This is a genomic window from Pseudomonas guariconensis (assembly GCF_040822035.1).
GTDB classification, from domain to species: Bacteria; Pseudomonadota; Gammaproteobacteria; order Pseudomonadales; family Pseudomonadaceae; genus Aquipseudomonas; species Aquipseudomonas guariconensis.
In genome coordinates, this window is sequence record NZ_CP162012.1 from 1,118,317 (window position 1) to 1,142,256 (window position 23,940).

13 protein-coding genes are annotated in these 23,940 nt (G+C 62.7%); 9 read left to right on the top strand and 4 right to left on the bottom strand.

What is annotated here, in order from left to right; translation table 11 throughout:
- Positions 1 to 5: 5 nt before the first annotated feature.
- Positions 6 to 911, bottom strand: a complete 906-nt coding sequence (locus AB1N67_RS05050; protein ID WP_043210629.1) for a LysR substrate-binding domain-containing protein — start codon at positions 909 to 911, stop codon at positions 6 to 8.
- A gap of 97 nt (positions 912 to 1,008) precedes the next feature.
- Between AB1N67_RS05050 and AB1N67_RS05055 the strand changes: the two genes are divergently transcribed.
- The 7 genes from AB1N67_RS05055 (at position 1,009) to tadA (ending at position 11,104) form a co-directional block, all read left to right on the top strand.
- A complete protein-coding gene (locus AB1N67_RS05055; protein ID WP_367863580.1) occupies positions 1,009 to 1,764 on the top strand; it encodes a TSUP family transporter in 756 nt (251 codons plus the stop codon).
- Positions 1,765 to 1,810: 46 nt separating this feature from the next.
- Positions 1,811 to 2,365, top strand: a complete 555-nt coding sequence (locus tag AB1N67_RS05060) for a sugar ABC transporter ATPase (protein WP_090346696.1) — start codon at positions 1,811 to 1,813, stop codon at positions 2,363 to 2,365.
- A 147-nt stretch (positions 2,366 to 2,512) separates the two neighbouring features.
- Positions 2,513 to 3,982, top strand: a complete 1,470-nt coding sequence (gene guaB / locus AB1N67_RS05065) for an IMP dehydrogenase (RefSeq protein ID WP_043210622.1) — start codon at positions 2,513 to 2,515, stop codon at positions 3,980 to 3,982.
- Between the two features lie 78 nt (positions 3,983 to 4,060).
- Entirely contained in the window at positions 4,061 to 5,638 is a 1,578-nt protein-coding gene (guaA, locus tag AB1N67_RS05070; RefSeq protein ID WP_070574734.1) for a glutamine-hydrolyzing GMP synthase, read from the top strand.
- Positions 5,639 to 5,814: 176 nt separating this feature from the next.
- Positions 5,815 to 9,060, top strand: a complete 3,246-nt coding sequence (locus AB1N67_RS05075; RefSeq protein WP_367863581.1) for a dermonecrotic toxin domain-containing protein — start codon at positions 5,815 to 5,817, stop codon at positions 9,058 to 9,060.
- Positions 9,061 to 9,242: 182 nt separating this feature from the next.
- Positions 9,243 to 10,625, top strand: a complete 1,383-nt coding sequence (locus AB1N67_RS05080) for a multicopper oxidase family protein (protein WP_043212423.1) — start codon at positions 9,243 to 9,245, stop codon at positions 10,623 to 10,625.
- Positions 10,625 to 11,104 carry a tRNA adenosine(34) deaminase TadA gene (gene tadA, locus AB1N67_RS05085; RefSeq protein ID WP_043212425.1) on the top strand — a complete coding sequence of 160 codons (480 nt, stop codon included), beginning with the start codon at positions 10,625 to 10,627 and terminating at the stop codon, positions 11,102 to 11,104. Before AB1N67_RS05080 ends, tadA begins: the two co-directional genes overlap by 1 nt.
- 13 nt (positions 11,105 to 11,117) lie before the next feature.
- On the opposite strand, the gene mltF is transcribed toward tadA, so the two are convergent.
- Positions 11,118 to 12,575, bottom strand: a complete 1,458-nt coding sequence (gene mltF / locus AB1N67_RS05090; RefSeq protein ID WP_043212426.1) for a membrane-bound lytic murein transglycosylase MltF — start codon at positions 12,573 to 12,575, stop codon at positions 11,118 to 11,120.
- Between the two features lie 275 nt (positions 12,576 to 12,850).
- Here mltF and purL point away from each other — a divergent pair, with 275 nt between their 5' ends.
- Both purL and AB1N67_RS05100 read left to right on the top strand, forming a co-directional pair.
- Positions 12,851 to 16,747, top strand: a complete 3,897-nt coding sequence (gene purL, locus AB1N67_RS05095; RefSeq protein ID WP_043212430.1) for a phosphoribosylformylglycinamidine synthase — start codon at positions 12,851 to 12,853, stop codon at positions 16,745 to 16,747.
- Between the two features lie 2 nt (positions 16,748 to 16,749).
- Positions 16,750 to 17,061, top strand: coding sequence for a YqfO family protein (locus AB1N67_RS05100; RefSeq protein ID WP_043212432.1), 312 nt, complete (start codon positions 16,750 to 16,752; stop codon positions 17,059 to 17,061).
- Positions 17,062 to 17,155: 94 nt separating this feature from the next.
- Here the strand turns inward: AB1N67_RS05100 and AB1N67_RS05105 are convergent, their stop codons facing one another.
- Positions 17,156 to 19,201, bottom strand: a complete 2,046-nt coding sequence (locus AB1N67_RS05105) for a PhoX family phosphatase (RefSeq protein WP_317847836.1) — start codon at positions 19,199 to 19,201, stop codon at positions 17,156 to 17,158.
- A 190-nt stretch (positions 19,202 to 19,391) separates the two neighbouring features.
- The gene (locus tag AB1N67_RS05110; RefSeq protein ID WP_367863582.1) at positions 19,392 to 23,918 is read right to left on the bottom strand and encodes a hemagglutinin repeat-containing protein; all 4,527 of its coding nucleotides are present in this window, start codon (positions 23,916 to 23,918) and stop codon (positions 19,392 to 19,394) included.
- Positions 23,919 to 23,940: the final 22 nt, after the last annotated feature.

The following is a 23,940-nucleotide window of genomic DNA, read 5'->3' on the forward strand; positions in this document are numbered from 1 at the left end:
GGACATCACGCCTGGTTGTCTGTGCTGGCGCTTGAGCCGGACATTGTCGAGACGAACTGGCGCACCAGTTCCCCCGCGTCTCGTCGACACGCCAGGGCCACGGTGCTCGGGCAAGCCTCTTGCAACGGTATGAAACGCACCGAGGCCGGCGCGATGTCGCGCATACAGGCTGGTAACAGCGCCACCCCGAATCCTGCCTGTATCAGCTGCAGTTGCGTGGTCTTGCGAGACACGACCTGGGCGGCGCGTGGAAAGAATCCTGCCTCCATGCACAACGAAGCGGACAGGTAGCTCAAGCCCCCTCGCTGTCGATGAGGGATGGAAATGAAACGCTCATCTCGTAATCGCGCCAGTGCCACCTGGGGGGCGTCGGCCAGTGGATGGTCTGCCGCCACGGCCAAGAGCAATGGCTCGCTGAACAGGGCATGGATCTCCACCTCCTGGTGCTGGCGCAGCACCGGCAGACGCAACAGACCGAGTTCGAGCCGGCCTTCGGCGATATCCTCCAGTTGGGCCTCGGAGGACTGCTGTGCAATCTCCAGGGACACGCCAGGATTGTTGTTCAGGTAGCTGCCCAGGCTCGCCAAGAGCCGGCCGGTCAAGGGGACGGTGCTGGAGTGATTGAGGCGCAGACTGCCGCGCAGGCCCTGGCCGATCTCCTGGGCCAGGCGCTCGGCTTGGTCCAGATCGGCCAGCAGGCGCTGCGCGCGATCGAGAAAGGCCAGGCCAGCCGAGGTCAGCCGAGGCTGGCGGGCAGTTCGCTCGAACAAAGGCGTACCGAGCTGATGTTCCAGCTCCTTGATCTGACGGCTTAGCGCAGACTGGGCGATGTATAGCCGCTCGGCGGCCGCGCTGAAGCTGCCGCTCTGGGCTATTTCAACGAAGTAGCGCAACTGGCGGATGGAAGTCATGACATGCCTTTTCGAGATATCTGAGGGTTAAAAGGCATATTAGTCGGCATGGCTCGTGGCTGGCTAACCTGTCTCGGTGTTTTCAGGAGTCATGCCCATGCTTGCTCAATTGCCGTTTTCAGGTCTCGACTGGCTGCCCATCCTGCTGGGGGTAGGCGTGGCCTACATCGTGTTCGGTATCGCCGGTTTCGGTACGGCGTTGGTGGCGGGGCCGGTGCTGATCCACTTCATGCCATTGTCGCGGATCATTCCGTTGCTGGTGCTGCTGGACTTCGTCGCGGCCTTTGGCAACTGGTTGCCATCGCGCCAGTCGGTGGTGCGTGGCGAACTGCTGCGCTTGCTGCCGTGCATGGCGCTGGGCTGTACCTTGGGCGTGGTCTTTCTGCTACGCCTGAAATCGGACCTTCTGCTGTTGCTGATGGGCCTGTTCGTGACCGGGTATGCGTTGTATAGCCTGGCCGTAAAGGTGCGGCCGGCGCGACTCGCAGGCGCCTGGGCGGTGCCGATGGGCACGGCGGGTGGGCTGTTCGGCGCCTTGTTCGGCAGCGGTGGCCTTCTGTATGCGATCTACCTCAATGCCCGGCTGGATTCAACGGAACAGGCAAGGGCGACCCAGAGTGCGCTCATCAGTTGCAGTACTGTTGTGCGCCTGTCGTTGTTTGTTGCTGCCGGGGTATACGCCGATGCCAGCCTGTTGTTTGTCGCGGCCTGCCTGCTGCCGGTGATGGCTGCCGGGCTGTGGCTGGGGCGGCACCTGTCCTTGAGGCTGTCCCGCGAAGCCTTCGTGCGTGTGGTCACCTGGCTGGTGCTGGGCAGTGGCGTGGCGTTGATCGGTCGCTACCTGGGCGGCTGAGCGGTAGAATCTCGCTATTACCGCAGTCCGCAGGCCCGTTTCGTTCATGAACACCCAGAGCATCATCGTTCCCAAACTCTCCACCGTCCCGGTCCACGAAGCCCGTGCCCGGGCGATCCTGCGCTGGTTGGTGCGCGAGAAGATCGTCGAGGAGCAGCTCAGCACCTGTGGGCGCACCGGCAATCGCATGGGGTACGCCTTGGCCCAGGGCGCACGCAAGGTCGCGTTGCATCCGGAACGACTCCCCTTCGGCGAGCAGATCAACGGCCTGGAGGTGATGCTCAAGCGCTGCATCTATACACCGACCGAGGGCTTTCTCGAAGAAGCGGGTTGCCCTGAGTGTCGGCGCGAAATCGGCGAGCCGCTGTTCGAGAGCCTGGAGGAGTGGATGCCTGGGGTGAGCGACAACTTCACCTGCCCGCTGTGCGGCTTCGAGGACGATATCAACGGCTTTTTGTTCCTGCAGCCGTGCGCCTTTTCCAACCTGGGGTTCATCTTCAACAACTGGGGCGAGGCCGGGTTCACCCAGGCCTTTCTCGACAGCTTCGCCGACTGGTTGGACCAGCCGGTGGCGGTGGTGCAGGTCAACTGCCAGCCATAAGTGGCAAGCGACAGCAAAAGCGCAGACGTGGGTGGAGTGAATCTCGTCGCTTGCCGCTTGTAACTTGGAGCTTGAATTGCATTGAGCGGCGCGCCGTGGATGAGTATAATGGCGCGCTTCCATTTTTCCCGCCCGGGAGCCCCCGCGATGCTGCGTATCAGCCAAGAAGCCCTGACCTTCGACGATATTCTCCTTGTACCTGGCTATTCTGAGGTACTGCCCAATGAAGTCAGTCTCAAGACCCGTTTGACCCGCGGCATCGAGCTGAACATTCCCCTGGTTTCCGCCGCCATGGATACCGTGACCGAAGCGCGCCTGGCCATCGCCATGGCCCAGGAAGGCGGCATCGGCATCATCCACAAGAACATGACCATCGAGCAGCAAGCTGCCGAAGTGCGCAAGGTCAAGAAGTTCGAGGCTGGCGTGGTCAAGGACCCGATCACCATCGACGCCGACGCCACCGTGCGCGACCTGTTCGACCTGACCCGCCTGAACAACATCTCCGGTGTTCCAGTGCTGGAGAACGGCGACCTGGTCGGCATCGTCACCTCCCGTGACGTGCGCTTCGAAAGCCGCCTGGACGCCAAGGTTCGTGAAGTGATGACGCCCAAAGAGCGTCTGGTCACCGTGCGCGAAGGCGCCGACAAGAACGAAGTCCGCGAGCTGCTGCACAAGCACCGCCTGGAAAAAGTCCTGATCGTCGACGACAAGTTCAGCCTCAAGGGCATGATGACCGTCAAGGACATCGAAAAAGCCAAGGCCTACCCGCTGGCCAGCAAGGACGACCAAGGTCGTCTGCGCGTCGGCGCTGCGGTCGGCACCGGCAAGGATACCGGCGAGCGCGTTGCCGCCCTGGTTGCCGCCGGCGTTGACGTGGTGGTGGTCGACACCGCCCACGGCCACAGCAAGGGCGTGATCGATCGCGTTCGCTGGGTCAAAGAGACCTACCCGCAAGTGCAGGTGATCGGCGGTAACATCGCCACCGGCGCCGCTGCCAAAGCCCTGGCCGAAGCCGGCGCTGACGCGGTCAAGGTCGGTATTGGCCCGGGCTCGATCTGCACCACCCGTATCGTCGCCGGTGTCGGTGTGCCGCAGATCAGCGCCATCGCCAACGTCGCCGCCGCACTGGAAGGCACTGGCGTACCGCTGATCGCCGACGGTGGCATCCGCTTCTCCGGTGACCTGTCCAAGGCCATCGTCGCTGGCGCCTCCTGCGTCATGATGGGTTCGATGTTCGCCGGCACCGAAGAGGCGCCGGGTGAGGTCGAGCTGTTCCAGGGCCGTTCCTACAAGGCTTACCGCGGCATGGGCTCGCTGGGCGCCATGGCACAGGCCCAAGGCTCCTCGGACCGTTACTTCCAGGACTCCTCGGCTGGCGCCGAGAAGCTGGTTCCGGAAGGCATCGAAGGCCGTGTGCCGTACAAGGGCGCCCTGGCTGCGATCATCCACCAACTGATGGGTGGCCTGCGTTCTTCCATGGGCTACACCGGCAGCGCGACCATCGAAGAGATGCGCACCAAGCCTGAATTCGTGCGCATCACCGGTGCCGGCATGGCCGAGTCCCATGTGCATGACGTGCAGATCACCAAAGAAGCCCCTAACTACCGCGTAGGCTAAGGCTTCCAGCAATACCTGTTAGCGGGGCTGTCACGACAGCCCCGCGTCGTTTCCGATTTCCACTGACGAGATTGAGTCATGGCCCTCGACATTCACGCTCACCGCATCCTGATCCTCGATTTCGGTTCCCAGTACACCCAGTTGATCGCCCGCCGCGTGCGCGAGATCGGTGTCTACTGCGAACTGCACCCGTTCGACATGGACGATGAAGCGATCCGCGAATTCAACCCACGCGGCATCATCCTCGCTGGCGGCCCCGAGTCGGTCCACGAAGCCAACAGCCCGCGCGCACCGCAAGCGGTCTTCGACCTGAACGTGCCGGTACTGGGCATCTGCTACGGCATGCAGACCATGGCCGAACAGATGGGCGGCAAGGTCGAAGGTTCCGACCTGCGCGAGTTCGGTTACGCCCGTGTTGATGTGGTCGGCAAGAGCCGCCTGCTCGACGGTATCGAAGACCACGTTGATGACGACGGTGTACTGGGTCTGGACGTTTGGATGAGCCACGGCGACAAGGTCACCCAGATGCCGGGCAACTTCCACGTGCTGGCCAGCACCCCGAGCTGCCCGATCGCCGGCATGTTCGACGACGCGCGTGGCTACTACGGCGTGCAGTTCCACCCGGAAGTGACCCACACCAAGCAGGGCGGTCGCATCCTGTCCCGCTTCGTCCAGGACATCTGCGGCTGCGAGGCCCTGTGGACCCCGTCCAACATCGTTGAAGACGCCATCGCCCAGGTCCGTGAGCAAGTCGGCTCGGCCAACGTGCTGCTGGGCCTGTCCGGCGGTGTCGACTCCTCGGTGGTCGCCGCGCTGCTGCACCGCGCCATCGGCGACCAACTGACCTGCGTCTTCGTCGACAACGGCCTGCTGCGCTTGCACGAAGGCGACCAAGTGATGGCCATGTTCAAGGAGAACATGGGCGTCAAGGTGATCCGCGCCGATGCCGAGCAGCAGTTCCTCGACAACCTGGCCGGCGAAACCGACCCGGAGAAGAAGCGCAAGATCATCGGTCGCACCTTCATCGACGTGTTCGATGCCGAAGCCAGCAAGCTGGAGAACATCCAGTTCCTTGCCCAGGGCACCATCTACCCGGACGTGATCGAGTCGGCGGGCGCCAAGAGCGGCAAGGCCCATGTGATCAAGTCGCACCACAACGTTGGCGGCCTGCCGGAAGAAATGAACCTCAAGCTGGTCGAGCCACTGCGCGAGCTGTTCAAGGACGAAGTACGCAAGATCGGCCTGGAACTGGGCCTGCCGTACGACATGGTCTACCGTCACCCGTTCCCGGGCCCAGGCCTGGGCGTGCGTATCCTGGGTGAAGTGAAGAAGGAATACGCCGACCTGCTGCGTCGCGCTGACCATATCTTCATCGAAGAACTGCGCAAGGCCGACTGGTACCACAAGACCAGCCAGGCATTCGTGGTCTTCCAGCCGGTCAAGTCGGTCGGCGTCGTTGGCGATGGCCGTCGCTACGCCTGGGTCGTGGCCCTGCGCGCCGTCGAGACCGTGGACTTCATGACCGCTCGCTGGGCGCACCTGCCATACGAGCTGCTGGAAACCGTCAGCGGCCGTATCATCAACGAGATCGACGGCATCTCCCGCGTCACCTACGACGTGTCGAGCAAGCCGCCAGCGACCATCGAGTGGGAATGACCGGCTTGCCGGAGTAACCCGGCAACTGAAGCGCCAACAAAAAGCCCGCATATCTGCGGGCTTTTTGTTGGGCGCGCCGCAGCGGATGGCGGGTTCTCAGCAGGTGGTAAATAGTTGGATTTTTAAGAATCGACAGACTTCGCATGCTATGGCCTTCATTGCGAAGGGCTGTCGAAATGACCGAGCGAAGCGTTTTCCAGGATTTATACGACGAAGTAACTGCCTCCAGGCAGGAAGCAAGTGGGCCTTTTTTATTGAAGGACTTCGTGAACCAGCAGGCATTGGACTATCCATCGCCGCGCAAATTCGCCCATGACGTGGCCAAGGCCTATGTATTGCAAGCGTTGGCGCTGGATATCGACCCTGATGATCTGTTCATCACGACCTTGTATATCGATGCCTGGGATGAGGGTGATCAACGCGCAAACATCGCATCGTCCATGACCTTGACCGATGCCCTGATGCGTAATTGGCAGCAACAGGGTGATGGCAGCCTCTTTAGTCATCTTGGGACATTGGAGGCGTTCAGGGTCGAGGGCTATCCCACGGTCATCAGCGAGGCGCCTCTGCCGTTGGATAACTGCTTTGCCTATGAGGCGATCTATCGCAAGACCACGCCTCAGCGCTTTTCCAGTGATACGCAAGTCCGCCTGGACCCGAAGCAGTTCAAACATTTCGCCTGGGAGGCCGATCTTCAAGCGAACTATCTGAGGCACTTGGAGAACTTCTGGCGTCTTCATGAGCGCGATTACAACTTGCTGATCAAGGCATCGGTGCTCAGGGCTGCCTTTGTTCAGCATGAAGAAGGTTCGCTGACGCTCAATGACAAGTACATGGTGCTCAGGGCCTTGGGGCTTGAGGTGTCCACCACTTGGGAAACACTGACTTACCAGGCGTTCGAACAAGCGGCGCTCGATCAGCATGTCGTTAGCATTCGCGAGCTCTTGGTTTATCGCTATACGGCGAGCGACATTATTGTCTTCAAGGATGAACAGTCCGGACGCCTGCTGGTTTACATCCCCGGCAATTCTTCGCCGCTGCAGGGTTTTGAGGATATGGCAGCGTTTTGCGACTGGTTCGCCCTGCAGTGCAGATTCACTCAGCGACGCACGGTTCTGGAAGGTCATTTCAAGGCCGAAGACGACCCGGACGGGATATTCGTGTCAGGCCTAAAGACAGCGCTGTTGGGGCTGGGGGCTTTTCCCTCTTGGCATGTGGGCAATTACTCCCGCTGGAATCCGCACGATGAAATTAGCCTCGGCCCCGCTCTACATCCTTGGCCGTTCACACATTTCAAAAACTCTCTGAAAAGCCGTCTGCAGTCCGATGCCGTGCGGCTGATTCGAAGCCGTGCCGCTTACAATCAAGGGGTCGCAGGCGAGGTACTGTCCACCGCATTGACTATCACCAGTATCGTTGCAATGGCGATCCCGGCACTTTGGCTGCCCGTGGCAACGATGTCCGCTGCGCTGATCGGCTTGGGAGCCGATGAGGTCGTCAACGGCACGGTCGAGGATCAGGCGCAAGGCAAGCGCCGCATCTTCTTTGGCATTCTCAACGCTGTGCCAGCCACCTTGGAGCTGGCCAAGGCTGCAGGCGCTGCGGCGCGGGTAGGCGATACGGTCACCCCAGGGGCTGCGGACGAGATAGGGCAGAAGGCAAATACGCTCACCCCCCAGGAAAAACTGGAAAATGCCACTACGGCAGAGCAGCAGGAGCAAGAGATTGCCCGTCAGCGAGAAGAGCGGGCCAATGAATCGGCCGATGAGCGAATGGCCCGTCGCGCGCATGAAGAGACGCAAAGGCAGGCGCGCGCCAACCTCCATGCTCAAACCTTTGACAGTGTGAAAGCGTTCGGTATCGAGCCCGACGGCCTTCGTTCATTGTCACCCCAACTGCGCGATGAACTGGCCAAGTTCGAATACAACGGGCCGCTGGGCGAGGGCGGCAAATGGGTGGTGGATGATTTCGGTGCTGTCTATCAGGAAACCGACGCAGCTTCCGGAGTCCTCACTCGCTACGCTCGGGTACATGCCAAGGTATACCGTGTCGAGCGCATCGAGCGCGCAGGGCAGTACAGAATCGTTTCTCCATACGAGGCCGATATCCAAGGCCCCTATATCAAACGGTTGAAGGGGTTTTATTCCGATATCGATGTCAAACCTGGCCTGCGCGGTGGTGAGAGTTTCATCGAGGTGACAGCGCAGGCTGAGCCGTTGCCGGAGCGTGTCAAACCGGGCATTACCCTGGTTCGTGCACATCCTCCCGTACAGATCGAAGTGCCCTTGGATGGTATCGAGGTGCGCCCGGCGTTCGAAGAAGAACAACAGATAGACACGTATTACGCGATGAACTCCGCCGAGGGCACGCGCGTCACTTTCGATGCCGATATCGGGGGATGGAAATCTTATGATGGAAAGGTCCACTGGCTGAACAATAAGGGTGTCTGGAAGCAAGGCAGTGTGAAGTCGTTTCTTGCGGCTCGGGCATCGCTTCGGTTCGGCGTGCGTTATGAGATCTACACGTTTCCTCGTATTCCGGGCGTCTCGCAGGAGGCCCGTGCGATCAACCGGGAAGTTCACCAGATTTGGCTTGGTGAGCGAGGGCCCAGGGGAGAATTGATTGAAACGATGAAGACGAACATTCGTGCCAATCCTGGCTTGAAGTTCACGCTGCATCTGGACGTCGATAATGCCGCGTTCACGGGTGAACTGGATCGGTTGAAACAGGCGTTCGCCGAGTTTCCCAACATGGTGGTTTCAGAGCTGAGGGACGAGCCGTTTTTCTTCAAGTTTCTTACCGATAATGAAACCGTGGTGCCTTATCGTTACTTTCGCAGTGGCACCGGACAAAATCTGGCGGCCGCTTCGGATATCTTGAGGTATCGCCTGATTCACGAATACGGCGGTCTCTACATGGATTGTGATGACGTCATGGTCGGGGCGTTCGAAGACGCTGAACTCAATGCGGGGCCGGATGATGTATTGACCGGTGGGGCAGTCTCGTCACCAAGAATGGGCTTTTACGGCCCAGGTAACAGCCATTTTGCGAGTCACGCCGGTAATCCGGTCCTGCAGGAGATCCAGCAGGCGGCCTATCGTCGTTGGATCAATGAGATCGACGCACTGCGGGAGCTGGAAAGTTCCCGCGGGCTAAACGCTGACGGGACCAATCCCTATATGCGCAAGATCTTTGCAATCAGTGGTCCTCAGATGTTCCTCGACACACTTAAGCGCGTACGTCCAGATTACGCGGACCTGCTTGACGATGTGTTGAAGCCCAAGGCGGGGATGCGTTCTCTGGCGTATCTCGAATTTCGAGATGCTGCCGTTGATTTCTATGCCCCCTTTGGGCGGCGGTTGAAAATCCGGGCAGGAGCGGAGAATTCCTGGAGTGCGACGGTGGGACAGGCGGGCAATTGATAGCGAGGCGCGTAGAGGGTTATGGGGAGTCAGGCCTTCTGCGCGCTCCCGCTGCGACAAGGTGATCCAGTCGCCCGCTCAATACTTCACTTAATCTTTCGCAAATGCAGGTGTATCGTATTCGCCCTTCATTGCCAGCACTGCTGGCAGACTGATTGCGCAGAAACGAGGTACCCGCACCGATGTCCTTTACCCGTCGACAAATGCTCAAGGGCCTGACCGGCCTTGCCGTGGTTGGCTTGGGCGCCGGAGGCGCGGCGCGTTACTGGTTGGGCAAAGTCGAGGACGAGAACGCCGGGCACGATTATGAACTGATCGCTGCTCCGCTGGACGTGGAGCTGGTGCCGGGGTTCAAAACCCAGGCCTGGGCCTTTGGCCCCTCGGCGCCAGGTACTGAACTGCGTGTCCGTCAGGGCACCTGGTTGCGGGTGCGCTTCATCAATCACCTGCCCGTGGAAACGACCATCCATTGGCATGGCATCCGTCTGCCGCTGGAAATGGACGGGGTGCCCTACGTTTCGCAATTGCCAGTCAAGCCGGGCGAGTTCTTCGACTACAAGTTCCGTGTGCCCGATGCTGGCAGCTACTGGTACCACCCCCACGTCAGCAGTTCCGAAGAGCTGGGGCGTGGCCTGGTCGGTCCGTTGATCGTCGAGGAGCGCGAGCCTACCGGTTTCCTGCATGAGCGGACCTTGAGCCTGAAGAACTGGCACGTGGACGAACAGGGGGGCTGGCTGCCGTTCAGTATCCCTCGCGAAGCCGCGCGCAACGGTACGGCTGGGCGCCTGATCACCATCAACGGCCAGGCGGACGCGGTCACCGAGCTGCCGGCAGGCCAGGTGGTGCGGGTGCGTCTGTTGAACCTGGACAACACCTGGACCTACCGCATCAACCTCAAGGGCAACTGCGAGGCGCGGGTGTACGCGCTCGATGGCAATCCCGTCACTCCGCGCGTATTGGAAGAGGATTACTGGCTCGGCCCAGGCATGCGCATTTGCCTGGCGATCCGCATCCCCGAGGCAGGCGAGGAGATTTCTCTGCGTGACGGCTTCGTGCGCTTGGGGACCCTGCGTTCGGTGGCCAGCGACCAGGCGCCGGGGGATTGGCCCAAGGCGCTACCGGCCAACCCGATCGCCGAGCCGGACTTGGAGAATGCGCAAAAGCTCAACTTCAATTTCGAATGGGCCGGCAAGGTGTCGGTGGATACCGACAACGGTCGTCCACCGAGCTTGTGGCAGATCAACGGTCAGGCCTGGGACATCACCGACAAGACCTGCGCCGATCGCCCGATCGCCACGCTAAAGAAGGGCAAGAGTTACATCTTCGAATTGAAAAACATGACCCAGTACCAGCATCCCATTCATTTGCATGGCATGAGTTTCAAGGTAATTGCGTCCAATCGCCGCAAGATCGTCGAACCTTGGTTCACCGATACCTATTTGCTGGGCAAGAACGAGCGCGCCCAGGTAGCGCTGGTGGCTGATAACCCTGGTACCTGGATGTTCCATTGCCATGTGATCGACCACATGGAAACCGGCCTTATGGCCGCGATAGCGGTGGTCTGATGCGTCCGCAGATCATCGATCGCAGCCGCGATCAGGAATTCATGCAATTAGCCCTGGAACTCGCCGCACAGGGGGCGGCCATGGGCGAGGTGCCGGTTGGCGCGGTGCTGGTGCAGCATGGCCAGGTCATCGGACAGGGCTTCAACCGTCCTATCACCGACAGCGATCCCAGTGCGCACGCCGAGATGGTAGCTATCCGTGCGGCCGCGCAGGCCGCCAGCAACTACCGACTGCCCGGCAGTACGCTGTACGTGACACTGGAGCCGTGCAGCATGTGCGCCGGGCTGATCGTGCATTCGCGCATTGCGCGGGTGGTTTATGGCGCGTTGGAGCCCAAGGCCGGGATCGTGCAGAGCCAGGGGCAGTTCTTCACCCAGGGCTTTTTGAATCATCGGGTGATGTTCGAGGGAGGGGTATTGGCCGAGGCGTGCGGGCAGATTCTGAGCGATTTCTTCAAGGCACGGCGGGCCAAGTGCTAGCAACGCCTGTGCGTCACATCGGCGAGGGCTGTTCGGCCGGCTTGTCCTTGTTGACCCCCGGCACGTGCAGGTTGCCTTCGGCCACCTGCCCCTCGAGCTGCGGCTGGGTCACCCAGGTAAGGATGTCGTAGTAACGGCGGATGTTGGCCACGAAGTGCACCGGTTCGCCACCGCGGGCATAGCCGTAGCGGGTCTTGCGGTACCACTGCTTCTGCGACAGGCGCGGCAGCATTTTCTTCACGTCCAGCCACTTGTTCGGATTCAGGCCTTCTCGTTTGGCTAGCATGCGTGCGTCTTCCAGGTGGCCGCTGCCGACGTTGTAGGCGGCCAGGGCGAACCAGGTGCGATCCGGTTCCTTGATGCTCTCGTCGAGCTGGTCCTTGACGAGCATGAAATATTTGGCGCCGCCCTGGATGCTCTGTTTCGGGTCCAGGCGATTGGACACGCCCATGGCCTGGGCGGTGCGTTGGGTCAGCATCATCAAGCCGCGCACGCCGGTCTTGGAGGTAACCTCCGGCTGCCACATCGATTCCTGGTAACCGATCGCAGCCAGCAGGCGCCAGTCCACCTGCTCGGCCTTGGCGGTGGTGCGAAAATGCTTCTCGTACTTGGGCAAGCGCTGCTGCAAGTGTTGAGCGAAGGTGTAGGCCCCGACATAGCCGAGCACGTCGACATGGCCGTAGTAGCGATCCTTCAGGCGCTGAAGGGTGCCGTTCTTCTGCGACTTGTCGAGAAACTCGTTGACCTCGTTGAGCAGGCTGTTGTCTTCGCCGGCGGCAACCGCCCAGCGTTGATCGCGGGAATCCCCCAGGTCGAAGGCCACTCGGACGTTGGGGAAGTAGACTTGGTTCATGGCCAGTTCGTTGGAATCCACCAAGGTCAGGTCGATCTGGCCTTCATCGACCATGCGCAGTAGATCAACGACCTCGACCGCGTCGGACTCTTCGTATACCAGGGCAGGATTCTGCTTTTTCAGTTCGGCCAGTTGATCGGCGTGGCTGCTGCCCTTGAGCACCATGATCTTCTTGCCGATGAGCCCCTTGACGTTGGTGGGGCGTGAGCGGCCGTTGCGGTAGATGACCTGCGGGGTCACCTCAAGGTAAGGGTGGGAGAACCTTGCCTGGGCCGTGCGTTTTTCGCTGCTGACCAGTCCGGCGGCGGCCAGCACCGGGCCGGAGGGCTTGCCCAGCTGGTCGAACAGTTCATCGAGGCTGTCGGCGGTCTCGATCTCGAGTTTCACGCCCAGTTCGTCGGCAAAACGCTTGACCAGTTCGTACTCGAAACCGGTTTCACCGTTGCGGTCCTGGAAATAGGTGGCGGGGCTGTTGCGAGTTATCACGCGCAGCACGCCGTCCTCCTTGACGCGCTCGAGGGTGCTGGGTTTTTCAACACAGGCACCGAGCAGCAGGAAGAGTCCGGTTGCGAAGAGCCATCTGGCGCAGCGCTGGCGCAAAGCAGTGAGGGCGAACATAGGTTGCAGTATACGCAAAGGACCGGTCCCGCCATATCTCGACAATGGTTGGCAGGTCTGCTAGCTGATTCAGGCGGCAAGCGATAAGCGAAAAGCGGACCGTGGCGGCCTGCATTTTCTTTGCGCTTGAGGCTTGCCGCTTGAAGCGATATTTCTGACCCCGAAGTCCGGTTCCGCCGCCCGGCAGCATTGGCTTAGAGCGGGTGCCGAAAGTCTGCGAATTAGGCTAGAATGCACGGCCTCTAAGCACACCCCTTCCTGAGGCTGTCCCGACGATGTTGATCCTGCGCGGCGCTCCTGCCCTTTCTGCCTTCCGCCACGGTAAGTTACTCGAGCAACTGAGCCAGAAAGTCCCCGCTGTTACTGGTTTGTATGCCGAATTCGCCCACTTCGCCGATGTCGATGGCGAGCTGACCGCCGACCAGCAGCAGGTGCTGGGGCGTCTGCTCAAGTACGGTCCGAGCGTTCCGGTCCAGGAGCCGGCCGGTCGCCTGTTCCTGGTGGTCCCGCGCTTGGGCACCATCTCGCCCTGGGCCAGCAAGGCCAGTGACATCGCCCATAACTGCGGCCTGCAGAGCATCCAGCGCCTGGAGCGCGGTATCGCCTACTACGTCGCCGGGGAGCTGTCCGATGCCGACGTCGCGCTGATCGCCGCCGAGCTGCACGACCGCATGACCCAGCGCGTGCTGGCCCGTCTGGAGGACGCAGCGGACCTGTTCAGCCACGCCCAGCCCAAGCCGATGACCTCCGTGGACATTCTCGGCGGTGGCCGTGCCGCACTGGCCCAGGCCAACGTCGACCTGGGCCTGGCCCTGGCCGAAGACGAGATCGACTACCTGGTCAATGCCTTCCAGGGCCTCAAGCGCAACCCGAACGACATCGAGCTGATGATGTTCGCCCAGGCCAACTCCGAACACTGCCGCCACAAGATCTTCAACGCCAGTTGGGACATCGACGGCCAGGCTCAGGAAAAGAGCCTGTTCGGCATGATCAAGAACACCTACCAGATGCACAGCGAAGGCGTGCTGTCCGCGTACAAGGACAACGCCTCGGTCATCGTCGGCCACGTGGCGGGCCGCTTCTTCCCGAATCCTGAAACCCGCCAGTACGGCGCGGTCCAGGAGCCGGTGCATATCCTGATGAAGGTCGAGACCCACAACCACCCGACCGCCATCGCCCCGTTCTCCGGCGCCTCCACCGGCTCCGGCGGCGAGATCCGCGACGAAGGCGCCACCGGTCGTGGGGCCAAGCCCAAGGCCGGCCTGACCGGCTTCACCGTTTCCAACCTGCGCATCCCTGGCTTCGAACAGCCGTGGGAGCAGGCCTATGGCAAGCCGGGCCGTATCGTCGACGCTCTCGACATCATGGTCGAAGGCCCCCTGGGCGGCGCCGCATTCAACAACGAGTTCGGCCGTCCGGCCCTGACCGGCTACTTCCGTACCTTCGAGCAGGCCATCGACACCCCGCGCGGTGAAGAAGTGCGCGGCTACCACAAGCCGATCATGCTCGCCGGCGGTATGGGCAACATCCGTGAAGACCACGTGCAGAAGGGCGAAATCACTGTCGGCGCCAAGCTGATCGTGCTCGGCGGCCCGGCCATGCTGATCGGCCTGGGTGGCGGCGCGGCTTCGTCGGTTGCCACCGGCGCCAGCTCCGCCGACCTGGACTTCGCCTCGGTACAGCGCGAAAACCCGGAAATGGAACGCCGTTGCCAGGAGGTCATCGACCGCTGCTGGCAACTGGGCGACAAGAACCCGATCGCCTTCATCCATGACGTCGGCGCCGGTGGTATTTCCAACGCCTTCCCTGAACTGGTCAACGACGGTGGTCGCGGTGGGCGTTTCGAACTGCGCAACGTGCCCAACGACGAGCCGGGCATGGCCCCGCACGAGATCTGGAGCAACGAGTCCCAGGAACGTTACGTGCTTGCGGTCAGCGCCGAGGACTTCGAGCGCTTCAAGGCCATCTGCGAGCGCGAGCGCTGCCCGTTCGCCGTGGTCGGCGAAGCCACCGAGGAGAAACACCTCACCGTCACCGACAGCCATTTCGACAACACCCCGGTGGACATGCCGCTGGATGTGCTGCTCGGCAAGCCGCCGCGCATGCACCGCTCGGTCACCCGTGAAGCCGAGCTGGGCGATGACTTCGACCCGAGCACGCTGGACCTGGACAACGCCGTCGAGCGCGTCCTGCACCACCCGGCCGTTGCCAGCAAGAGCTTCCTGATCACCATCGGCGACCGCACCATCACCGGCCTGGTCGCCCGCGATCAGATGGTCGGCCCGTGGCAGGTCCCGGTGGCCGACTGCGCCGTCACCGCCACCAGCTTCGACGTCTACACCGGCGAAGCCATGGCCATGGGCGAGCGCACCCCGCTGGCCCTGCTCGATGCCCCAGCCTCTGGCCGTATGGCCATCGGCGAAGTACTGACCAACCTGGCCGGTGCCCGTATCGAGAAACTCTCCGACATCAAACTGTCGGCCAACTGGATGTCCGCGGCTGGGCACCCGGGTGAAGACGCCCGCCTGTACGACACCGTCAAGGCCGTCGGCATGGAGCTGTGCCCTGAACTGGGCCTTACCATTCCGGTGGGCAAGGACTCCATGTCGATGAAGACCAAATGGAGCGAGGACGGCGTCGAGAAGAGCGTCACCGCACCGATGTCGCTGATCGTCAGCGGCTTCGCACCGGTGGTCGACATCCGTGACACCCTGACGCCGCAACTGCGCATGGACAAGGGCGAGACCGACCTGATCCTGATCGACCTGGGCCGCGGCAAGAACCGCATGGGCGCCTCGATCCTGGCCCAGACCTTCGGCAAGCTCGGCGCCCAGGCACCGGACGTCGACGACCCAGAGGATCTTAAGGCCTTCTTCGCAGTGGTTCAGGGCCTGAACGCCGACGGCCACCTGCTGGCCTACCACGACCGTTCCGACGGCGGCCTGCTGACCACCGTGCTGGAGATGGCCTTCGCTGGCCACTGCGGTCTGGACCTGCAACTCGATCCGCTGACCGACAGCAAAGGCGACGTACCGGCCATTCTCTTCAACGAAGAGCTGGGCGCGGTCATCCAGGTTCGCCAGGACGCCACCCCGGACGTGCTGGCACAGTTCAGCGCCGCTGGCCTGGGCGACTGCGTCGCGGTGATCGGTAAGCCGGTCAACAACGGCGAAGTGTCCATCAGCCTCAATGGCGAAGTGCTGTTCGACGACCAGCGTCGTCTGCTGCAGCGCCAGTGGGCCGAGACCAGCTACCAGATCCAGCGCCTGCGTGACAACGCCGATTGCGCCGACCAGGAATACGACGTCCTGCTGGAAGAAGAAAACCCAGGCCTGTCGGTCAAGCTGGGCTTCGACGTCAACGACGACATCGCAGCGCCGTACATCAAGAAGGGCGTGCGCCCGCAAGTGGCCATCCTGCGCGAGCAGGGCGTCAACGGCCAGGTCGAGATGGCTGCTGCCTTCGACCGCGCAGGCTTTGCCGCCATCGATGTGCACATGAGCGACATTCTCGCCGGTCGTGTCGACTTCGCCGAGTTCAAGGGCCTGGTGGCCTGCGGTGGCTTCTCCTACGGTGACGTGTTGGGCGCCGGTGAAGGCTGGGCCAAGTCGGCGCTGTTCAACAGCCGTGCCCGTGAAGCCTTCCAGGCGTTCTTCGAGCGTAACGACAGCTTCGCCCTGGGCGTGTGCAATGGTTGCCAGATGATGTCCAACCTGCACGAACTCATCCCGGGCACCGAGTACTGGCCGCACTTCGTGCGCAACCGTTCGGAGCAGTTCGAGGCGCGGGTGGCGATGGTCGAGGTGCAGAAGTCCAACTCGATCTTCCTGCAGGGCATGGCCGGTTCGCACATGCCGATCGCCATCGCCCACGGTGAAGGCCATGCCGAGTTCGCCAGCGAGGAAGCCCTGTTGGAAGCGGACCTGTCCGGTTGCGTGGCCCTGCGCTTTGTCGACAACCACGGCAAGGTCACCGAGGCCTACCCGGCCAACCCGAACGGCTCGCCGCGCGGCATCACCGGCCTCACCAGCCGCGACGGTCGCGTGACCATCATGATGCCGCACCCTGAGCGTGTATTCCGTGCCGTGCAGAACTCCTGGCGTCCGGACGAGTGGCAGGAAGACGGCGCCTGGATGCGCATGTTCCGCAATGCGCGCGTCTGGGTGAACTAAACGTGTACAAGCTCGCCTTCTTCGTGCCGCCGAGCCATGTGGAAGTGGTCAAGGCCGCTGTGTTCGCCGCAGGCGGCGGACGCATCGGCGACTATGACCACTGTGCCTGGCAGACGCAGGGCCTGGGCCAGTTCCGCCCGTTGGACGGCAGCCAGCCGTACCTCGGGCAGACCGGTCAGGTCGAGCAGGTGGAGGAGTGGAAGGTCGAGCTGGTGGTGGCGGATGAGTTGATCGCCCAAGTCGTCGCCGCGCTCAAGGCGAGCCACCCGTACGAGACGCCAGCCTACGAGGTCTGGCGGCTCGCCGAGTTCTGATCCCGTTCGTGTGATATCCCAGGGGCCGCTATGCAGCCCATCGCAGCGCGCTCGACGCTTGCGATGGGACGCGTAGCGGCCCTTTCTACAGGCATCAGCCGATGCCGATCTCTCCTCCATCCTTGCGTTGAATCACCACGGTCGACGACCGAGGCCGCACGCGGCTGCCCGTGGGGGTGGCGTCGGTAGCGATGTCGCTGCGGGGCCAGTTGGCCGGATGCTGGATGTTGACGAACAACGTCTTGTTGTCGGGAGTGAAGGTGATGCCAGTCACTTCGCAGCCGTTCGGCCCGACGAAGAAGCGGCGCAAGTCTGCCTGGTTGCGGGCATCGATCGGCACTTGCCTGCCGTTTGCGTCCACCAGATCGGTGGGGATCACCGCGAGCAACTGGTCGTTGGTATAGCGGGTCACGCTCGATTCGCTGTTGTCGGTCTCGAACCACAGCACACCGCGGCTATCGAAACTCATTCCATCGGGGCTGGCGAACTGGTTCAGTTCGGTCAGGCCCGAACGATTGATGTCGGCACCGCCATCGGCATTGGCGCCAAAGACGAAGATGTCCCAGGTGAAGCTGCGCTGATCGTCGCTGTCGTGCCAACGGATGATGTGGCCGTGGCGGTTCGGGCCGCGTGGGTTGGCCGCATCGACCGTGGCCGGTGTGCGTTCGCTGTTGTTGGTCAGGGTGACATAGACGTCACCATTGAGGGGATTGACCGCCGTCCACTCCGGGCGGTCCATGGGCGTTGCGCCCACGGCATCGCCAGCACCCCGGGTATTGAGAATGATCCCGGCCAGGTCGCCGTACAGCGCACCCAAGGTGCTGCCGCCGGTGGTGGCTGTGCCGGGGGCGAGCAACAGCCAGTGGCCGGTGCCGTCGGCATCGAAGCGCGCCACGTAGAGCTTGCCGTGGTCCAGGTACTTGGCGCCGGTGGCCAGTCGATCGCTCGGGTTGGCGTCGGCAGGGTCCCAGACAGCGTCAGAGACGAACTTGTACAGGTATTCATTGTTGGAGTCGTCGCCCATGTACCAGACCAGCGGCTTGCCGGCTACCGCCAGGCCAGGACAGCAGCCCTCGTGGCGGAACCGGCCCAGCGCGGTGCGTTTTACGGCGCGCGTGCGGGCGTCGTACGGGTCGATCTCGACGATGTAGCCGTAAGTGCTGGCTTCGTTGCGGTAGTCCTCGGTGGCACTGGCGCCGCGAGGGGTGATGTCGAAGCGGGCGAACTCGTCGTTGGCTTCGCTGCGGTCACCTGCGGCGCTCTCCCAGCCGTACTGGCCGCTCGAGGTGGCCACGCCGATGCGCACTTGGTCGGCAGGGCGGGTGCCCTTGTTGACGAAGATGCCGGGCCAGTTCTCCTCGCACGTGAGGTAAGTGCCCCAGGGTGTATAGCCGTTACCGCAGTTGTTGTTGGTGCCACGGCACTGGGTGCCGGTGGGCGAGAATCGGGTCTTGACGTGCTCGCTGCCGCGCAGAGGGCCGGCGATCTCCATCAGCGAGGCGGTGGTGAAGCGGCGGTTGAGCGGGTCATTGTCGACCACCTGCCAGCGCCCGTTGAGTTTGCGCAGGCGAACCACGCCGGCGCCGTGGGCGTTGATTTCCTTGCGCACTTCTTCGGCCGGGCGCTTGCCATTGGCAGAGGTGGTCGGGCCGTTCGGGTGCAGCGCGGCAGGGTCGATGTATTCGAAGTTGATTGCCAGCAGGCCATCGTCGGAACTGCCACCGATGGGAAAGAAGTGCATGCCGTCGTGGTGCATGCCCATGGCGTTGGCCTGATCTGTGGATGTGTTACTGCCGTCGGCTTTCCAGGGGCTGGCCTTGCTGTTCAACGGTGTGCCCCAGGGCGCCAGTACATAGGCGCTGTAGCCGGCGGCCACGGCGCAGCCATCGGTACGCGAGCCGGGGATCGACTGGAACCCCAGTCTGGGCCTGGGAGTGGCGGGACGGGCCGGAGCGGGCGTGCCTTGGTTGGCGCCACTGCCCAGGCAGCCGGTCAGGCCTGCCCCTGCGATCAGCGCGATGGCCGCCCCCAAGCTGCCGCGCATGACGCTGCGCCGGCTCAGGTAGGCATCCATGACACTGGCCATGGGCAGGTTGCCGCTGGAGTTGCGATCAAGGTTATCGCCGCTTTCTCGACTCATCAGGGTGTCCTTGCGTTGCTGAGTGGAAGGAAGACCGCGACTTTGAACGCAAAGTATGACGATTTTTTGGCAAAACCATGAAAGGGTCGCCGAAACCCGTTCGTCACGGCCAGGATTGGTTTTCAAGATGTGTGATGGATGGCCTTGCCCTCGAAAACGAGCAGGCATGCCTGCTCGTGCCACGGTTGGCCTAGCGGCGCTTCTGCTCGATGTGCGAGGCCCATTGCTCCGTGCGGTTGTGTCCACTGGTGCGTACCAGGCCCAGATCCAGTGGGTTGTCGCCCTCGGCCGCGCCTTTGTCCTTGGCCAGCTCGGCGATGGCTGTCCCCAGGTCGACCGGCGAGTTGGACGCGTCGATCGAGACATCTCGACGGTAGTCGGTGCCCGAGAGGGTTTGGCGGGTGACGGAGGCTGCATCCAGCTCGACAGAGCCGTTTGCCGACAGCAAGCGCGCACCCACCAGCTTCGCATCGCCACCGATCTTGAGGGCGATGCCGTCGGTGCCCTTGAAGGTGGCTTGATGGGCCACGGTGTCGCGCTGTTGATGGGACAGGTCCAGCTTGAAGGTAGGGGACAAGCCGGGCTCGGCCTGGCTCAGGGCGGAGCTGGTCTTATTGCCGACTTTGCCTGATGCCGGGCCCGCCAGGGCTTTGGCCGCGTTGGTATAGCTTTGTGGGTTCTTCTCTTGGCTCAAGCGCGCATCTACCCCGACGGTCAGGGTATCGATGCGGTCCTTGCGACTGGCCAGCAACAGGTCGCCGCCAACCGAACCCTGGATACGTCCGGCTCCCAGGCTGGTACCTTCGAAGCGGGCATCGCCCTGGGTGTACAGGTTGATGTGGTCTGCGCGTAGGGTGTTGGCATTCCAGGTCTGGTTGTCGCGTTTATCGAGGTCGAGCTTGATCCGGCCATACAGGCCGCGGCTGTCGAGTTCGCCTCGGCTGAGGGGCAGGCCGGCGCCGCCGGTGATGTCCAGGTTACTGCGCTTGTCCTGGTTGCCTGAAGCCTCTAGCAGCAGGCCGCCATTGGGCGTCTGCAGATCGAGCCGCGTGGCCGAGACCTGCAGACCTTGCGCGTGCAGGGCGACGTCCTCGCGGGCGCGGCTGCTCATGTGCACTTCTGCGCGAGTGTCGATGCGCGCGTCGACCGCTTGGTTGGCGTCTTCATCCAGTTTTGCATGGGTGAAGTGGCCGCCCAGGGCGCCCCCCTTGCTGTTACCCGTCTTGGCGGCCAGTTCCAGGCCTCCACCGATCTTGCCGCCACTGGCCGTTTGGGTATTGCGGGCGGCCTTGATCTGCAGCAAGCCATCGCTGTCCAGGCGGACCTCGCCTGTGGGCGCCTCCCGGCTGCCGATACGGGTGCCTTCGAGCAGCAGGTCGCCGCCGCTTTTGAGGATGACGTCGCCTTTGGCGTCGATCTGCGCGACGTGGGCGTTACCCGATTGGCGTTGCTCGCGCTCGCGGTCAAGATAGCCACGCCCCTCAAGGCCTGTGCTGCCGGGGCGATTGCCGCCCTTGAGCCAGGCGTTGCCGGTGAGCTGGAGCGATTGCTTGGATGTGCTGTCGGTGGCGGCGGCAAAGGTCAAGCTGCCGGTACTCTGGGCGCTGAAGGCGCCGTTGCCTGCATCGACCCGCGTGCCTTCATAGAGGCCCGGGCCTGCGAGCTGGATCTGGACGCCTTGTTGGCCGAACAGCCCGCCAGGGCGTGCGGTGAGCTGGGTTTGCGTTTTATCCACAGAGCCTCCCTTACCTGCGCCGCGGCCATTGATGTCCTGCCCGGTACTGGTGTCCACGCGTAGGTCGCCCCCGGCATCCAGGCGCTGGAGGGTGTCGGACTGGGAATCGCTGGCCGCTTTCAGTTGATGGCGCCCGGCGTCGATCTTCAGCGTGCCGGCAGTGGCTCGCCATTGAGTGCCTTGGTCCTCGATCCGGTCGGCCTTGACCTGGAGAGAGGCACCGGTGAATTCGCTGACCTGTGCATAGCCTCGTCGCTGGTTTTCCAGGCGCTTGATGTGCTCGACAGTCAGGTCGCCGCCGATGCTGGGGGCGGCCAGGGCATCCTCGACCGAGGCTTGTTGGAAGCGCGCAGCCTCCTCGCCTTGGACCAGGCGCTCGATGGGCCGGGTCAGGTCGCGGTATTCCAAGCTGGCGCCAAGGCCGGCGCGCCAGTCGGTGGCATCCTGCTTGCGCTCTTTGAGGTCTTCAACGGCCCGGTTGTCGATCTGCCCTGCGTTGACCTGCAAGGTCCCGCCTGCCTCCACCCGGGCCGCGTCGCTGGCAAGGTATGCGGTAGAGAGCGTCAGATCGCCCTTGGCCAGCAGTTCGCTGCGCACGGCCGTGCTGTCGTTTTCGACGGTGGTGTTCTGGCGACGCTGGCCTGTCGTGGCGCTGCCCAGCCGGTCGATGCCACCCGAGACTGTGAGGCCTCCTTCGCTGCGGGTCTTTTCGGTGGTCGATCGGACGGAATCGTGCGTTGCGCCGAGGGAGATTCTCGCGCCCTGGGCGGTGAGCGTGCCGGCGGTGGCCTGGGCCCTGGAGCCATCGACCTTTAGGTGAGCGCCGCTGTCGAGGCTTACCGTTGCCCCTTTGAGTTCACTGGGTGTCTGCATCGTCTGATCGGCCTGCTGTTGGGTGTTGGTGACCTGGTACCCCAGGCTCGCTTCGAACTGGCGCGAATCCGCCTTACCGTCCTGGGCATCCTGGGTCTGGCGGGCGCTGGCTTTCAGCCCGCGCTGTACCTGCTGGGTTTCGCTGTGGGTCTGGGCTTGCGCGCTGGCGATCAGCAGGTCGCCCTTGGCCTGCACCTGCAGCGTTTTGCCTGCCGTGGCCTTGGCGCCGATCAGGCGCATCTCTTCAGCACTGGCCAGGCGCAGGTCGCTGGTGGCGTTCAGGTCGCTGACGATTGCTTGCTCCTGGCGCGTGGTGCGTGTCTGGTCGCTACCGAACAGGCCAAACAGCTTGCTGTCGCGCTCGTGCTCGGTCGTGGTGATGCGGTTGCGATCGGCCTCGATGGCCAGCAGGCCCTTTTCGCTGAACAGGACCGAATCGCCCTGGCTGCTCAAGGTACTGCCCTTGACCGTGACCTGATCGGCGATGATGTCGAGATCGCCTCCTACCTTGAGCTCGCTGCCGGCCACCGTCTGACCCTGGCGTTCGTTGCCATCGCGTGAACCGAAGAAGGCGCCGGAGACCAGATCGCCCCGATAGTCGCGTTGTGTGCCTGTGTCCTGCAGGGTGGTCGTGGTCACGCTCACCTGACCGGCCTTGAATAGGGTGTCGCCCTGGCTTTGCAGGCGGCTGCCCTGCACCTTGAGCGTATCGCCGGCGGTCATCACGATGCGTCCGCCTTCCAGCTGGCTGGCGTTGGCGGTTTCCTTGTAGCGGTCGGTATCGCTGTCGCCGCGCCACAGGTGCTTGCGGTGGCGCACCTGTTCTTCGATCCGTTGACTGTCGATGCCGGCTTCGACATCGAGCTTGGCCGCGCTGTCGAGCCTCAGCTCGCCTCGGGTTCGAAGGTCCGCCGCCACCAGGCGCATGTCATCGCCTGATTGCAGTGCGATCCCTTCGTCGGCGTGCAGCAGTGTCCCTTGTTGCTGACGGTCGGTGGTGGTGCGCTCGCGGTTGTAGGTCTCGGTGGTGACGAAGAGGAACTTGTTGTTCCATTGTTCGTGATCGCGCTGGAGGCTTTCCCGAGTCTTGGCGTCCAGGGTCAATTTGTTGCCGGCGGTGAATTCGATACGCCCGGCTTTGGCCTCGACGGCGTCGAGCGTCAGGTCGCCAGCTGCGGTCAACGCCAGTTCACCCTGCTCGGTGCGCAGACGCGCACGTTCATCGGCGGTGCCGCTGACGTGCAGGGTGCCTGAAGAACGGACGCTGATGCCATTATCCGCGCTCAATGGGGAAGGGCCCACGCGTACACCTGCACCTTCGGCAGTGCTTACCACCCGGATGCGCCCGGCACGCATGGCGCCGAACAGGCTGGCATCGATGCTGGCCGGGGCGCTGGGCAGGTGCTGAATGATTTGCCCGTCCTGGGCATCGATGCGATTTCGCCCGACAGTCAGGTTCAGATCTGTGCGGGCATCGAGCGCCCCGTGCTGATCGATGCGTGGGGCGATCAGCTCCAGCGCCGCCTCGCGGTTGGATTGTCCGCCTTCGAGCACCTGCAGGGTACCGCTGGCGTTCAGGGTATCGAGAAAGCGGATCTGTTGATCCTGGATGTCCGGCGTGCCGACCAGCAGTCCGGCACGTGTGGTGTTGATGAAGCTGCCGCCATTGAGGGTGATGCCGTTGGGGTTGGCCAGGATGTAGTCGGCGGCGCGACCGAAAATCTCCTGCGGTCCCTCGATCAGCGAGGCGTTGCGGCTGACGACTTCGTTGAGGATGGTCGACGCGGCCTGGCCCTGGAATTGTGGATTGGCGTTCAGGGCTCCGACCAGTTGTGATTGGCCAGGCCGCAAGGCGTTGTTGAGCACCACGCCGGGCTTGGCGACGTTGTAGTCGAGGAACTGATTGTGGGACAGGCCGCGGGCGTTAGGGGCGACGATGTCGATCACCGGTACGCCGTGGTTATTGTTGACGACCGGCGTACCGCCGGGCCCGGTGGTTGGTTGCAGGCCATCTGCGGCCACGGCGCAGGAGCATGTCACCAGGGCGATGAAAATGGCCCAGCGCAAGACATCCGGGCTCACCGAGTGGGGGTGGGTAGTAAGGGTCACTGTTTTTTCTCTTTTGTTGTGT

Bases quoted from the DNA above. Each gene is read 5' to 3' on its own strand.
- AB1N67_RS05050 (WP_043210629.1), bottom strand. From the start codon at position 911: ATGACTTCCATCCGCCAGTTGCGCTACTTCGTTGAAATAGCCCAGAGC.
- AB1N67_RS05055 (WP_367863580.1), top strand. From the start codon at position 1,009: ATGCTTGCTCAATTGCCGTTTTCAGGTCTCGACTGGCTGCCCATCCTG.
- AB1N67_RS05060 (WP_090346696.1), top strand. From the start codon at position 1,811: ATGAACACCCAGAGCATCATCGTTCCCAAACTCTCCACCGTCCCGGTC.
- guaB (WP_043210622.1), top strand. From the start codon at position 2,513: ATGCTGCGTATCAGCCAAGAAGCCCTGACCTTCGACGATATTCTCCTT.
- guaA (WP_070574734.1), top strand. From the start codon at position 4,061: ATGGCCCTCGACATTCACGCTCACCGCATCCTGATCCTCGATTTCGGT.
- AB1N67_RS05075 (WP_367863581.1), top strand. From the start codon at position 5,815: ATGACCGAGCGAAGCGTTTTCCAGGATTTATACGACGAAGTAACTGCC.
- AB1N67_RS05080 (WP_043212423.1), top strand. From the start codon at position 9,243: ATGTCCTTTACCCGTCGACAAATGCTCAAGGGCCTGACCGGCCTTGCC.
- tadA (WP_043212425.1), top strand. From the start codon at position 10,625: ATGCGTCCGCAGATCATCGATCGCAGCCGCGATCAGGAATTCATGCAA.
- mltF (WP_043212426.1), bottom strand. From the start codon at position 12,575: ATGTTCGCCCTCACTGCTTTGCGCCAGCGCTGCGCCAGATGGCTCTTC.
- purL (WP_043212430.1), top strand. From the start codon at position 12,851: ATGTTGATCCTGCGCGGCGCTCCTGCCCTTTCTGCCTTCCGCCACGGT.
- AB1N67_RS05105 (WP_317847836.1), bottom strand. From the start codon at position 19,201: ATGAGTCGAGAAAGCGGCGATAACCTTGATCGCAACTCCAGCGGCAAC.